Genomic DNA, 12769 nt, shown 5'->3' with positions numbered 1-12769 from the left:
ATGCTTTCACCTCCCCCCAACGGCCTGTTTGTCTCGCAACGCTGCCTGTTGCCATGGCACGAGTTGCAGTTCCAGACCATGCGCGCCCAAGGGGCCGGCGGCCAGCACGTCAACAAGACCGACTCCGCAGTCTGGCTGCGTTTTGACTATCGCGCCTCCCCCACCCTGCCAGATCACTACAAGGAGGGGTTGGATCGCCTGCGCGACAGCCGGGTCCACGATGGCTTCATCCTGATCCGCAGCGAGAGTCATCGCAGTCAGGAGATGAACCGTCAGGAGGCCATCGAGCGCCTGCTCACCCTGCTCAAGAAGGCCGCCGAGCGGCCCAAGACGCGCCACGCCACCCGACCAACCCGCGGCTCCCAGGTGCGCCGGGTCGACGCCAAAAAGCGCAAGGGGGCCATCAAGGCGGGTCGCCGCGCCCCTATCGGAGACTAGATGACCAGCTTTCAGACCCTGCTCGCCCTCGGCCAGCTGCTGGCCCTGCCCCTGCTGGTGTTGAGTCGCCACCTGCCCCTGCCGGTCGCCCTCTTCTATGCCGCCATGAGCCTGCTCACCTTCCTGGTCTATGGCTGGGACAAGCGGGCCGCCCGTCTCAAGCGCCAGCGCGTCCCCGAGCAGACCCTGCACACCTGGAGCTGGCTCGGTGGCTGGCCCGGCGCCCTGCTGGCGCGCCAGTTTCTGCGCCACAAGTCGAGCAAGAAAGAGTACAAGCTGCCGCTGTGGCTGAGCGTGGCCGGCAACCTGCTCTTCTTCGCCGCCCTGCTCTGGTGGAGCAACCCCTGAAAACAGAAGAGCGTGGCCGGTGCCACGCTCTCTCGTCTCAGAAGATCCCCTTCTGCCTCACCTTCTGCATCTTCTCGGTCGGTGGCGCCATCTCGGCCAGGCTTATCTCCTCCGTGCTGCTGCCCCGGCTGCTCTCGACCGCACCGGTCACAGCACGGCCGCTCAGCCTCAGCTGCTGCAGCTGCAACGCCTGCTGCTCGGCCAGTGCGCGCAGCCGCTCCAGCTCGCCGCGCAGCTGGGCAAACTCGGCCTGCTGCGCCTCCAGCAGGCTATCGAGCAGCACCTCATGGGCCTCTCCGGCCACCTCCCGCGCCGTCTCGCCGCTGGCTCGGGCATGGCTCAGCAGCAGCTGGATCTGCTCCAGCTGGCGGGGGGAGAAGCTCGCCTCCTGCTCCTCGGCCTCCATCCCGGGGACCCGGGGGAGCAGCTCGCAGCGCAGCAACTCGGCGGTGAGCTCGGCCAGGGTCAGCGGCTCGCGTCCGATGGACTCGGCCACGTGCTGGCAGAGCCGGGGGCTCAGCAGGTGGAGCTGCAGCCCGGCCAGGTAGACGCTACGGTGGAAGGTCCGCATGGCCATGCTGACGTCGTCCCGCTCGCTGCCACTCTGGCGCAGGCCCAGGTACCACTGTTGCAGTGCGCCGGCGGCACGCTGGTCCGCCGCGCTGTGTGCCGGGTTGAGATAGAGGGAGAGGTTGAGCTTCTTGCCCGGGTTCATCACTCGACCTCGAGCAGCATGGGCTCGGCCAGATCGACGGTGGCCTCATCGGCGTGGTAGAGGCAGATCTCCCGGGAGAGAGCGCTCTGGGGATTCTCTATCATCATCACCCGCTCACCCAGGGTCGGGTAGGCCTCGCGGATCGCCGCCTCGATGAGGGGGGCGCCACCGCCAACCAGGTAGACCCGGTTCGGGTTCTTGGCGAACTTCTTCGCCTCGAAGGCGACCTGATCCCCCAGCTCCTGGATCTTGGTCTCGATGCGGCGCAGGATCTCGGGGATGCGCGACTCGTCGTTGACCACGCTCTGGACGAAGGCGCTGTCGAGACGACGCTTGATCAGCTCGTTGGCCACCAGGTAGCTGGAGTCACTGTCGGCTGCCGCCAGCGCCTTGCGCGCCGCATCGGTCACCATGGAGACACCGATCTCGTTGTTGCCGTAGATGGCCGAGACGTCGTCAAACTCGCCCACAATGATCCCCATGTCGAGGGTAGTGCCACCACAGTCGATCACCAGGGACTTGGTGAACTCGTTGCAGTTGGAGTCGAGCAGATGGGAGAGCACAGCCGGCAGGCTCTCGGGCATCACCTCCACGTCCACGATCTGGAACAGCTCGCCCTTGTTGAGGCTGATCTCGCGCATCAGGTTGTGGCGCTTGGCCTCGATCTTGGCCTCGTTGCGCTGGCAGTCGTCCGGGTTGTAGTACTCGGTGATGGGCAGGGTCACCACCACGCTGACCGGGCACGGCGCGATCCCGGTCTGCAGCAGGGCGTGGTGCACCGCCAACAGGTTGAGATCGTCGTACTGATATTCGATATGGGTGGTCGAGAGCGCCTTGTCGGAGGTGGCGTCATAGGTGTACTTGGTGGTGCCTATGGTGTAGTTGAACACCTTCTGGCCACGCAGCAGGGCCGCGCTCTTCCAATCCTTGCGAAAGGAGTTGGGAGAGACCACTGTCTTGAGCACGCCTCCCTCGATCCAGCTGACTTTGACATTGGTAGAGCCATCGTCGATGGCGAACTTGATTCGGGCTTGGGTCATCAGAAGAGTCTCGGCAGGTGAACGCGGCGCCCTCGCAGGGCGGTTTTGTTTGTCATAGCGACCAAAGCACCGCGTTTCTTGAATCGAAACAGGGGGCGCAGTTTCCCGCGCCCCCTCTCTTACTCTCTCGGTGTTATTCCGCCCAAGGCGGAAGCGGACCCACAGGCGCCGAGCCGCAGGTGGGCCGGGATCCTTACTGCAGGCTCAGGGCCAGGGTCGGATGCTCCTTGTCCTGGGCCTTGAGGGTGAAGGTGTAGCGGCCGGTCTGGCCCAGCTCGACGGCCAGATTGTCGCCGTTCTTGCACAGGGTGACCTGCGCACCGGCCTTCAGGGTCGGGGTGTCGCTGCACTTGCCGTAGTTGAGGCTGCCCCAGTTGGCATCGGCCACCTTGGTTTCGGTCGCCCCTACCTTGTCGGCCGCCACCTCGGTGGCGAACTGATAGGCGTAGTTGCCGCCGAAGGCAAACTCGTTGACCGCGTCCCACTGGCCCAACAGGCCACGCAGATAGACCTTGGTGGTACCAAACGGCGGCACGGTAGCGAGATCGACCTTCTTGCCAACCGGCAGACCGCTGCGCTCGGCGCTCTGGGGCTTGACGAAGAGGGCGGCAGACCAGGGAGAGACCTTGACCATGCCGCCTTCGACACGGGAGTCACCGGCGATGCCGGCCACGTCGTGCCTGTCGCTGCGGATCAGGGTCGAGAGATCGATGGGCTGGCCATCCCCGTCGACGAAGTGACCGACACTCTGCTCGGCATTGCTGGCGTTGATCACCACCAGCACCCCGTCGGCGGAGGCATCCAGATCGGCGCCGGCCTTGATGCCATCGTCTATGGTCATGACGATAAGCCCGGGCACCTGATCCGGTCCGGTATTGCGGAAGTCGACCCGCTTGATCACCTCGGCACCACTGCCCAGACGCAGCAGAGGAGTGGAGTAGCGCAGACGCACCAGCTCCTGATAGAAGCCGTTGACCTGCGCCATGTCGGCACCGGTCGGCTTGGCGTGTTTGGCCAGCACCTGCTCGATCAGGTCGTAGTTCCCCTCGTCCTTGTCCTTGCGCGGCAACCCCTTGTCGAAGTTGTTGTCGGTCAGGGTGTAGTCCACCTTGTTGTACCAGTCACCCGAGTCATAGCTGTCCCGCTCCATGGACTTGGAGCGCAGCAGTTCGCTGCCGGCGTGGGTGAAGGGAATGCCCTGCCCCAGCAGCACAGTGGCCAGCGAGACCCCTTGCATCCGCACCAGATCCGCCCCCTCCGGAGCCTTGTAGGCGAGGATGTCGAACAGGGTCTGGTTGTCGTGCTTGGAGACATAGTTCTGGATCTCGACAGGATCCTGGGCATAACCGGCCGCCTGACCGTTGTAGTCGATCTCGTCACCGCGCTTGGGCAGGCCATCCTTGTCGGTCAGGACGAAGGCCTTGAGGTTGCCGGCCATGCCGAGACGGGTCAGGTCGGCCAGGTGCAGCGCCTGGGCCTTGCTCACCTTGCTCATCTCGTTGGGATAGACGAAGGCACCGTTGCCGAAGCCCTGGCTCTCGCGCAGGCCATTGCCGCCGTCGAAGGGGCTGCCGCCGCGCACCGCGTCACGCAGGCGATCGGAGAAGGAGCCGATGCCGGTGCCGGCCAGGTGTTTCTGGGTCGCCTGCTCGAAACGCTTGTCGTCCCCCACCTCGCCGAAGTTCCAGCCCTCGCCGTAGAAGTACATCTCGGGGTTCACCTTCTTCACCGCCGCCAGGGCCTCGACCATCTGCGACTTGGGATGGTGGCCCATCAGGTCGAAGCGGAAGGCATCGACCTTGTACTCCTTGGCCCAGGTAACCAAGGAGTCTTCGATCAGCTTGGCGAACATGGCGTGTTCCGGCGCCGTGTTGGAGCAGCAGGTGGAGTTCTCGACCGCACCGGTTTCCGGATTGAGGCGCTGGTAATACCAGGGGACTATCTTGTCGAGCACCGACTTGGAGCCCAGACCCGCCTCGTTGGTGTGGTTGTAGACCACATCCATCACCACGTTCATGCCGATCTCCTGCTTGATGGATTGCACCATCTCGCGGAACTCCTTGATCCGGGTCGTCCCCTCGGCATTGGTGGCGTACGAGCCTTCCGGCACTGTGTAGTGGTAGGGGTCATAACCCCAGTTGAAGGCATCCACCCCGCGCACGTAGCCGTAGAGGGCCTGTACCTTGGGCGAGTCCTTGCTGTCGCTCCCCTTGAGGCGCTCCAGTACCTGCTCCACGCTCTGCCCGCCGTCGCAGTCGCCGGCAAATTCCGAGCTCTTCACGTCCGGATTGACCTGACACAGCTTGCTGAAGGGGTCGTCCAGATTGACTACCTTGGCCGGATCCTCGTTGACGGTCGCGATGTCGAACACCGGCAGCAGGTGAAGGTGGCTCACCCCGGCCTCGGCCAGGGACTTGAGGTGCTGCACCGGTACCGAGCTGGCCTGGGTCAGACCGACGAACTTGCCGCGCTTGGCGGTATCGGTGGAGGCATCGTTGCCGGTGAGATCCCGCACGTGGGCCTCGTAGATGGTGATGTCGGCCGGCTTGCTCTGGCTGTGGGGCGCCTTGAGGCTGTCCCAACCGGCCGGCTTGAGGGCCGGATCCTCGAGATCCACCACCTGGCTGAACTCGGAGTTCATGGAGAGGCTCAGGGAGTAGGGATCGGTCACCTCATAGCGTTCCAGCATGCGGCTGACCGGGTGGTAGACCTCCATGGCGTAGCGGTAGAACTTGCCCACCAGCTCGCTGCCCCCCTGATAGCTCCAGCTGCCGCTGGCCGCGTCATAGGTCATGGCCTGCTCGCCTACCTTCTGGTGCTTGGCGTCGTAGAGGGCCAGCTTGACTGACTTGGCGGTAGGCGCCCAGAGGCGGAAGGCCACCTTGCCATCCTTGACCAGGGCGCCGTACTCCAGCCCTTTGGCGTTGCCGGCGTAGAGGGCGTCGAGGGCACCGGCGCTCTGCACCAGGGTTGCCCCTTGCAGTATGCCGTCGCCATCGGTCGCCAGGGCCACCAATTCCCCCTTGAGCAGCGGCTTGAGATCCTGGTCGGCCGGCAGGCGGAAGGCCGCCTTATCCTTGAGATGGGGATACTTGGCCTTCTGAGCCTCGGTCAGTTCGACCGGCTTGAGGCTGATATAGGGGAAGACAAATTCACCCTTGTCGTTGGCCGCAATGGCACCGCTCTCGGAGTAGTAGAGGCGTACCAGCGGCTTGTCCTTGCCCCCTTCCCAGATCAGGGTCTCGCCGTCGATGAGATGGGCGCTGGCCCCGGCCACCCCGAAGGCGGCACTGAAGGCCTCGGCGCGGCTGCCGTAGATCTGATCCTTGCCGGCCACGATGGCCACGGTGTGATCCGCGTGTTCGGCCAGCTGCACCTTGAGGTCGTTACTCAGCTTGCCAAGGCTGCCGTCACGGGCGATGAAATTGATGCACCCTTCGGCCTTGGCCAGGGGGATCACCCAGGCAGGACCGAAGCCGTCAGACTTGAGGGGCGTCTTGGACTTGTCGTTCCAATCGCTGTTGAGGCCGGCCGGATCGGTGGCGTTGCAGGCGTCGTTGTTCCACAGGTGCATGCTCCAGTCGGTATAGGGCGCATCGGCACTGCGGGCGGCGGCACGCTGGGTGTCGACCAGGGCGATCACCAGCTCGTTCTTGCCGGCGGTCACCAGCTCACCGGGTGGAGTCACATTGGGCAGACGGGCCACGGGGCCATCCGAGGGGGGTACCACGGGCGCCGTGGTGGAGGAGTCGTTACCGTTACATCCGGACAATAGGGCAAGCAGTGACACTATCGCCAGTGCCACCTTGGTCTTTTTCATATCCATGTTTTTTATTATTCCCGCTGTAGTTTGTCTCTGGACCTGTGTGTCCATGGCCCGAAGGGTCGGGCGACCACATGTTAATCAGGGCGGGTGGGGAATGAACGTGATCTCTTTGGCAGAAAATCCTTTTCCATCAGCCTGATGGGCGCTTTTGTCCGAAACTTGGAGATGGCTCACAGACGACGGCGGGCGAAGGGAATTGAACTGGTATGCGGTGACGACAAAGGAGCAGACATGAGCAAAAGCAAGGAGCAGGCGGTGCGGCTGGACGAGGAGTACAAGAGCCTGTTGCGCCTCTTTACCGACTTCTGCCAGCAGGCGAGCACGCTGGCGGAGCACTACGGTTTCTTCGGCTGGCCCGACTACGAGGATGCCCCGCCCCACACCCGGGACTTCACCCTGCTGGGGGAGGATCGCACCCTAGAGCTGCACTGCCACCCCGGCGCCAATGGCGAGCTGATCGGCCACATCAAGGTGCGCGATCCCAGGGGCCAGGTTCACGCCGCCCTCAGCTACCGCCCCCAGGGGGCACTGCTGCTGGAGACGGGCCATCTGCTGGACGACCCGTCGGATCTGCTGCTCAGGCTACTGCTGGGCGCTGTCTATCACGAAGGGCGGCAGGGGTGATCTCGACCGTCACGTGGACCAGCTCCTCATGAATGGCGAGCCGCTCGCGCATCTGATCGGCACTCAGGGCCGCCTCGGTCCAGAGGGAGAGCATGCAGGCATAGCTGCCCTGACCCACCCGCCAGACGTGGAGATCCCGTATGGTCGCCCCCTCCGGGGCCTCGGCCACCAGCTCGCGGATCTCCTCCACCACGGGGGCATCCATCTCGGCATCCAGCAGGACCCGTCCGGTCTGGCGCACTAGCCCCAGCGCCCAGACGCCCACCAGGCCAGCCCCGACGATCCCCATGACGGGGTCGAGCCAGCTGGCCCCCCACCAGAGCCCGCCGCACAAGGCCAGGATCGCCAGCACAGAGGTGGCCGCATCGGCCAGCACGTGCAGATAGGCGGCCCTCAGGTTGAGATCGTGATGATGATCCTGGTCGTGATGATGCTCACGGTGGTGATCGTGACCATGATGATGGCCGTGGTGGTGATCATCCTTCAGCAACCAGGCACAAGCCAGGTTGACCATGAGCCCCAGCACGGCGATGGCGATCGCCTGCTGGTAGTGGATCTCGCTCGGGTTGAGCAGTCGCTCGGTGGACTCCACCAGCATCAGCAGGGCGACCCCGATCAGCATCAGGGCACTGGTGAACCCCCCCAGCACCTCTATCTTCCAGGTGCCGAAACAGAAGCGGCGATCCCGCGCGAAGTGGCGGGCCGCCCGATAGGCCAGCACCGCCAGCCCCAATGCCAGGGCGTGGGAGCTCATGTGCCAGCCATCGGCCAGCAGGGCCATGGAGTTGAACCACCAGCCACCACCTATCTCGGCCACCATCATCACCAGGGTGAGTAGCACGGCCCAGCGGGTCTTGCGTTCGGCGAGCGGATTCCCCTCGTTGATCAGAGGGGCGTGACAGGGGAAGGGGTGGGACGACATGGTGGCTGCTCCTGCAAAGATGAAATATACTCCCCCCCAGTATATAAAGCATTGTTTGGAGCGCCTAGATGTCTCACACGATCCACGACAAGAAGAAGCTGCTGGCGCGGGTGCGCCGCATCCGGGGACAGAGTGCCGCCCTCGAGCAGGCGCTGGAGCAAGAAACCGACTGCGGCGCCGTGCTGCAGCAGATCGCCGCCATTCGTGGCGCGGTCAACGGCCTGATGCTGGAGGTACTGGAGGGACATCTGCGGGAACACCTGGGGGCCGAAGAGAGCACGCCGCAGCAGCGCCTGCAGGATCTGGAGAGCGTGAGCCGGGTGCTGCGTTCCTATCTGAAGTAGGGGCGCAGTACCGGCTTAGTCGAATTCCCCGTAGGGAGTGAGCGGACGGGGAGGCATGTCGAGATCTCCCTGCCAGGGCTTGAAGCTGTAACGCAGGAAGAGGGTCCCGTGGCTCGGGGCATAGTCGTCGGCCTGCTGGATGTCGATACGGGCGCCGATGCGCCAGTGATCGGTCAGACGGTACTCCACCAGCCCCCCCAGGGTGTAGCCAATTCCGCTGCTGCTGCCTCCGCGCTCAATGGCGTCCCGATCCGGCAGGGCAGGCGGCACCAGGCCGGCGAGCGGGTAGCGTTGCGTGTCGTCACTACGGGAGCGGGACCAGGAGACGGAGCCGTTGACCTCCCACGACCAGTCGCTGCTGCGTTGGCGATAGCTGACCGGCAATGCCAGGGAGAAGTAGCGCTGTGGGCTGTAGTAGCCCCCCTGCCCCAGGGTGTAGCCCCCCAGATCCCGCTGGTAGTGCCACAACATGGTGTTGAGGCCGACGCTGGCACGCCTGTGCTCCTGATTGATGAGCTTGTAGTAGCCGCCCCCCATCAGGCGGGTACGCCAGTTGTCGGACACGTTCTCACCGGTCAGCAGGTGCTGCTGCAGGCTGCCCCAGTAACCCACAGCCCCCCCCAGATCGTGGCTGAGATCGAACCGCACCCCGTTGGCCCGCACGCCTCCCCATACGGTACCTGTGCCGGGGTCGACGCTACCGGCATAGGAGAGCAGGGAGCTGGTTACCGGGCGCCGCGACAGGGTGAAGGTCCAGCCCAGATCCCCGAGATCTCCCTGCACCGAGGCCCCCCCCGTCCAGTCCACCACCTCGAATCCCAGCGGGGTGCTGCCCAGATCGACGGCCCAGCGCCCCTTGTGCCATCCGGCGGCGACCAGGGTCCCCTGAGCCTGCTGATCGCCAGCGGTGCAGACGCGCTCGGCGCAGGTACCGAACTTCTCCTGCCCGGCGAAGTGGCCCGCATCCATGTCGACCCGCTCGAGCCGGCCAAACAGGGTACCGCCGGCCAGCGGGGTATCCAGTTGCAGCATCTGGGTGAGGGCCCGCAGATCGGACACGCCCCCCGTGCCGCTGGAGCCCCAATAGTCGCTGTCAAACGAGACGCTGGTTTGGCTCTGGCGATAGTGGCGCTCCAGATCCCCGCGCAGGCTGGCGGCAAGCCATTCCTCCCCCTCACGGGCACGAGCCTCTCGGGTGAGGACCGCGTCATTCAGCCCGGTATCAGCAATAAGACCGGCGGCTGCCATGGCCTTGCGATCCAGGGCGATGGCCTGCTCCTCCTGCCCGGCGGCGAAGCGCTGGCGGGCAGCGTCGCGCCAAAACAACGCAGTGTCGCGCGAGGGGGGTGCCTGCTCCAGCGAAGGGGCATAGGCGGTGAAGATGGCCTCGGCCCGGGCGCTCTCCCCCAGTGTCTGATAGAGGTTGGCAACCTCGCGCCACTCCCTCGCCTCCTCAATCGGCGGCAGGGGGTCAGGCCAGACGGGCAGCCAGCCTCTTGCCGCGCCTCTGTCGCCGCGGGCCAGCGCCAGCTCGGCCAGGCCGATACGTGCCTCGAGGCTGCCGGGCTCGACCTCGAGCAGGCGCCGGTAAACGGCTTCGGCCTCGGCCCCTTCCCCACGTTCGGCGGCCCAGCCGGCCAGCAGCAGGAGCGCCTCGGGATCGGACGAGAGCGGACGCAGGCTTGCCTCTGCGGCAGCCAGCGCTCCCGCCTGGTGCTGGCGTCTGGCCTCGGCCAGGATCTGCTCTCGTTGCAACCGCCGATCCAGCGCCGCCATCTCCTCGCTCCACTGGACTTTGGCCAGGCGCGCCAGCACCCGGCGCCCCTCTTCTGGCCTATCCTGGCCCGAGAGATAGAGAGCCAGGGCCCGATACCAGGCCACATCGAGGGGATAGCGGCCAAGACCGGTGCGCAGCATCAGCTCGCCGCGGCCGGCCTCTCCCCGCTCGGCCAGGGAGCCGGCCACCCGGTAGGTGAGCCAGGGGTCCTCCGGCGTCAGGATCAGGGCCTGCTGGCGCTGGGCCAGCGCCTCGCTCTGCTTTCCCTGCTCCGCCAACCGATCCGCCTGCTGCTGAAGGAGTTCGCTGCGCAGCCGCTTCCCTTGGGCGGCCAACGCCGGCGCACCCTCGATCAGGGCCAGGGCTTGCTCGGGGCTGCGGGCACGATAGAGTTCAAACAGCCGGGTCAGGGGGCGACTGTCTTTCGGCGCGAGCCGCAGGGCCTCGCGGTATGCCTGCTCGGCACCCGCCGCGTCCCCCAGCGCCAGGTTGGCATCCCCGAGCCCAATCCATCCCTCCCCCTCTTTGGCGTCGAGCCGCACCGCCTGCCGATATCGCAGGGCGGCCCCGGGATTATCGCCCCGTGCGAGCGCCCCGTCGGCCTGCTCCAGCAGCAGCCAGTAGCGGTTGGTGTCGAGCAACCCCTGCCACTTCTCCCTGTCATCGAGACTCGGCTCGCGCAGCACCCGCTCGAACTGGGCGATGGCCAAGGCCCGCTGATTGGCACGGGAGTATGCCTGTCCGAGCGCGCCGATGAGCGCCACATCGCCGGGATTGGCCGCCAGCGCCCGCTTCAGCTCGGGCAGACTCGCCTCCCCGGCCAGGGCACGTTGCCGGGCCCTGAAGGCGGGCGAGGCCCACTGGGCCTGATGCTGCTCCAGCATGGCCAGGGCCGAGGTGACCTCGTCACCACTGCCAAAGGCGGTGACGAAGCGCTTCAGGGCGGCGATGCTCTGCTCCCCGACCGGCATATCCTGAATCGCCCCGAGCCAGAGGCCCGCCGCAGAGCCACGGGAGAAGGGGCTCTGGGCCATCTTCTCGAGCAGGGCGAAGGCCTCACTCTGCCGACCATCGGCCAGCAGATGGCGGGCCAACCCGGCTTGCAGACCCGGCTGACCCGGATAGTCGTGATTAAGCCGCGCCAGCTCGGCCATCCCCTGCCGATGCAGGGAGGGGAGACTCGCCTGCAACAAAGCATATTCAACCGCCAGCTCCAGGTTGGGGGCCTGCCCCTCCACCAGCAAGGTGCGATAGAGGGCCAGCGCCTCGTCGAGGCGGCCGGCGCGACTCAGCAGACGCGCCTGTTGCAGCTGCTGCCGCTTGGCTGGCTCGCTCAGAGCCAGGTTGGCCATCCCCTGACGGTAGAGGAGAGAATCCGGGGCCAGCTTGCCCAGCTCGGCAAGCCGGCTACGCGCCTCCTCAAGCTTACCCAGGCGCAGGGCTTGGCGGGCCTGGGCCGCCAGCAACTCGGGGCGAGCCCCTTCGATGAGAGAAAGGGAGTAGAGGGAGTTGCTCACCAGATCTTCCCGCCCGGTCGCCTCTCCCAGCCGGATCTGGCCGAGCAACCAGGGGACGGGCGCCACTTCCCCATGCAGGGGGGCACTGGCGAGCAAGCTACCCAGCAGGCAGAGGGCGCTCAGGGCTGACATGCGCCGCTCCAGCTCGGTTGCAGGGTACCGTCCGCCGCGAAGCGGTAGCGCCCCTGATCCCAGCCCAATCCAAACAGGGTCAGGACACTGCCGTAGTAAGCATCGGCCCGGCTCGCCTCACGGGTCGCCTGGGCACGCAGGGCGTCGGCCTGGGTGCTACCTTGGGCCAGGGGTAGCAGGGCGGCGGCGAAGCCGGCCCCGCCGCGACTCAGCACCTTGCCGCTCTGCACCTCGACCCGCTCCGGGATGCCGCCCTGTTCGATCGCCTGCAGCATGGGGGCGAAGTGCCTCACCAGGGCGGCGCGGGCCGGGTCATCCGCGGCCAACATGCCGAGCCAGAGGTAGACACGGATGGCGTCATAGCCGCCCACGTCTCCCTTGCCTTCGGTGGCCAGCCAGCGGCTCGAGTTCCAGTCGACCCAGTCGGGTGCGAAGCCGCGCGGGGCGCTGCCGGTCAGGAGCCCGGGCAAGGCCTCATGGAGCTGCTGCCAGGGCCCCTGGAAAGAGGCGAAACGGGCCAGCAACTGGGGCGGCAGGTAGCTGGGGTTGAGGGTCCAGCGCGTCCCCTGGCTGAAGCCATTGGGGCCGGGCAACAGCACGGGGCCGAGACCCGGCAGGCTGGCCACCTCCTCCCGGGCGATGCGCTTGAGCAGCATGGTGCCGATGGAGGAGTAGCTGTGGTTATGCCAGAGGCGCCCCGCCTCGATCAGGCTGTAGGCGATCCAGAGATCCGAGTCGGAGGCGCTGTTGGCGTCGAGCCCCCCCAGGCTGCCATCCTCCCGCTGGCCCCAGAGCCAGGCGGGCAGAAAGCCGGTCAGATCGCCCCGGGCCAGCTGCAGCTCGGTCCACTCCAGCAAGCGGGCGAAGGTCTCCCTGTCGTCGTTGACCAGGGCGAAGAAGAGGGCGTAGCTCTGCCCCTCCGAGGTGGTGATACGGCGCGGATCCGAGGGATCGATCACCCGCCCCTCCTCCAGATAGCTGGCCTTGAAGTGCTCCCACTCGGGCCAGTCACAGGCCCCCCAGGCTGGCACCATGGCAAGGCCCCACAGCAGCAGGGCGCTACAGATTCGTCTCATCGCTCTCATC

10 protein-coding genes are annotated in these 12769 nt (G+C 66.0%); 4 read left to right on the top strand and 6 right to left on the bottom strand.

The window, feature by feature from the left end:
• Together arfB and BN1121_RS14025 are read left to right on the top strand one after the other, a co-directional pair.
• Complete coding sequence (gene arfB, locus BN1121_RS14030) at positions 1–438, top strand: alternative ribosome rescue aminoacyl-tRNA hydrolase ArfB (protein WP_043156938.1); 438 nt, start codon at positions 1–3, stop codon at positions 436–438.
• The gene (locus tag BN1121_RS14025) at positions 439–786 is read left to right on the top strand and encodes a DUF1294 domain-containing protein (RefSeq protein WP_005345552.1); all 348 of its coding nucleotides are present in this window, start codon (positions 439–441) and stop codon (positions 784–786) included.
• A 37-nt stretch (positions 787–823) separates the two neighbouring features.
• On the opposite strand, the gene BN1121_RS14020 is transcribed toward BN1121_RS14025, so the two are convergent.
• The 3 genes from BN1121_RS14020 to pulA form a co-directional block, all read right to left on the bottom strand.
• Positions 824–1501: a hypothetical protein gene (locus BN1121_RS14020; protein WP_005345551.1), complete on the bottom strand. Its 678-nt coding sequence runs from the start codon at positions 1499–1501 to the stop codon at positions 824–826.
• Positions 1501–2541, bottom strand: a complete 1041-nt coding sequence (parM, locus tag BN1121_RS14015) for a plasmid segregation protein ParM domain-containing protein (RefSeq protein ID WP_005345549.1) — start codon at positions 2539–2541, stop codon at positions 1501–1503. Before parM ends, BN1121_RS14020 begins: the two co-directional genes overlap by 1 nt.
• 193 nt (positions 2542–2734) lie before the next feature.
• A complete protein-coding gene (gene pulA / locus BN1121_RS14010) occupies positions 2735–6367 on the bottom strand; it encodes a pullulanase-type alpha-1,6-glucosidase (protein ID WP_081606374.1) in 3633 nt (1210 codons plus the stop codon).
• A 231-nt stretch (positions 6368–6598) separates the two neighbouring features.
• Between pulA and BN1121_RS14005 the strand changes: the two genes are divergently transcribed.
• Positions 6599–6991, top strand: a complete 393-nt coding sequence (locus BN1121_RS14005) for a protein-tyrosine phosphatase family protein (RefSeq protein ID WP_005345539.1) — start codon at positions 6599–6601, stop codon at positions 6989–6991.
• Here the strand turns inward: BN1121_RS14005 and dmeF are convergent.
• Positions 6945–7913 (bottom strand): CDF family Co(II)/Ni(II) efflux transporter DmeF, encoded by a 969-nt coding sequence (gene dmeF / locus BN1121_RS14000; protein WP_005345537.1) that lies wholly within the window; start codon positions 7911–7913, stop codon positions 6945–6947. The genes BN1121_RS14005 and dmeF overlap by 47 nt on opposite strands.
• 68 nt (positions 7914–7981) lie before the next feature.
• Here dmeF and BN1121_RS13995 point away from each other — a divergent pair, with 68 nt between their 5' ends.
• Positions 7982–8257 (top strand): metal/formaldehyde-sensitive transcriptional repressor, encoded by a 276-nt coding sequence (locus BN1121_RS13995; protein WP_005345535.1) that lies wholly within the window; start codon positions 7982–7984, stop codon positions 8255–8257.
• Positions 8258–8272: 15 nt separating this feature from the next.
• On the opposite strand, the gene bcsC is transcribed toward BN1121_RS13995, so the two are convergent.
• Together bcsC and bcsZ are read right to left on the bottom strand one after the other, a co-directional pair.
• Positions 8273–11683 (bottom strand): cellulose synthase complex outer membrane protein BcsC, encoded by a 3411-nt coding sequence (bcsC, locus tag BN1121_RS13990; RefSeq protein ID WP_043597982.1) that lies wholly within the window; start codon positions 11681–11683, stop codon positions 8273–8275.
• Positions 11671–12759 carry a cellulose synthase complex periplasmic endoglucanase BcsZ gene (gene bcsZ, locus BN1121_RS13985; RefSeq protein ID WP_005345528.1) on the bottom strand — a complete coding sequence of 363 codons (1089 nt, stop codon included), beginning with the start codon at positions 12757–12759 and terminating at the stop codon, positions 11671–11673. Before bcsZ ends, bcsC begins: the two co-directional genes overlap by 13 nt.
• Between the last annotated feature and the right edge of the window lie 10 nt (positions 12760–12769).

Source organism: Aeromonas diversa CDC 2478-85 (genome assembly GCF_000819805.1).
GTDB lineage: Bacteria > Pseudomonadota > Gammaproteobacteria > Enterobacterales > Aeromonadaceae > Aeromonas > Aeromonas diversa.
Note: the sequence above shows the minus strand (reverse complement) of the source record. Positions and strands in the feature narration are given on the sequence as shown.

What these genes read in the sequence shown, in the direction of transcription:
- arfB (WP_043156938.1), top strand. Translation starts at nt 1, where the DNA reads ATGCTTTCACCTCCCCCCAACGGCCTGTTTGTCTCGCAACGCTGCCTG.
- BN1121_RS14025 (WP_005345552.1), top strand. Translation starts at nt 439, where the DNA reads ATGACCAGCTTTCAGACCCTGCTCGCCCTCGGCCAGCTGCTGGCCCTG.
- BN1121_RS14020 (WP_005345551.1), bottom strand. Translation starts at nt 1,501, where the DNA reads ATGAACCCGGGCAAGAAGCTCAACCTCTCCCTCTATCTCAACCCGGCA.
- parM (WP_005345549.1), bottom strand. Translation starts at nt 2,541, where the DNA reads ATGACCCAAGCCCGAATCAAGTTCGCCATCGACGATGGCTCTACCAAT.
- pulA (WP_081606374.1), bottom strand. Translation starts at nt 6,367, where the DNA reads ATGGATATGAAAAAGACCAAGGTGGCACTGGCGATAGTGTCACTGCTT.
- BN1121_RS14005 (WP_005345539.1), top strand. Translation starts at nt 6,599, where the DNA reads ATGAGCAAAAGCAAGGAGCAGGCGGTGCGGCTGGACGAGGAGTACAAG.
- dmeF (WP_005345537.1), bottom strand. Translation starts at nt 7,913, where the DNA reads ATGTCGTCCCACCCCTTCCCCTGTCACGCCCCTCTGATCAACGAGGGG.
- BN1121_RS13995 (WP_005345535.1), top strand. Translation starts at nt 7,982, where the DNA reads ATGTCTCACACGATCCACGACAAGAAGAAGCTGCTGGCGCGGGTGCGC.
- bcsC (WP_043597982.1), bottom strand. Translation starts at nt 11,683, where the DNA reads ATGTCAGCCCTGAGCGCCCTCTGCCTGCTGGGTAGCTTGCTCGCCAGT.
- bcsZ (WP_005345528.1), bottom strand. Translation starts at nt 12,759, where the DNA reads ATGAGACGAATCTGTAGCGCCCTGCTGCTGTGGGGCCTTGCCATGGTG.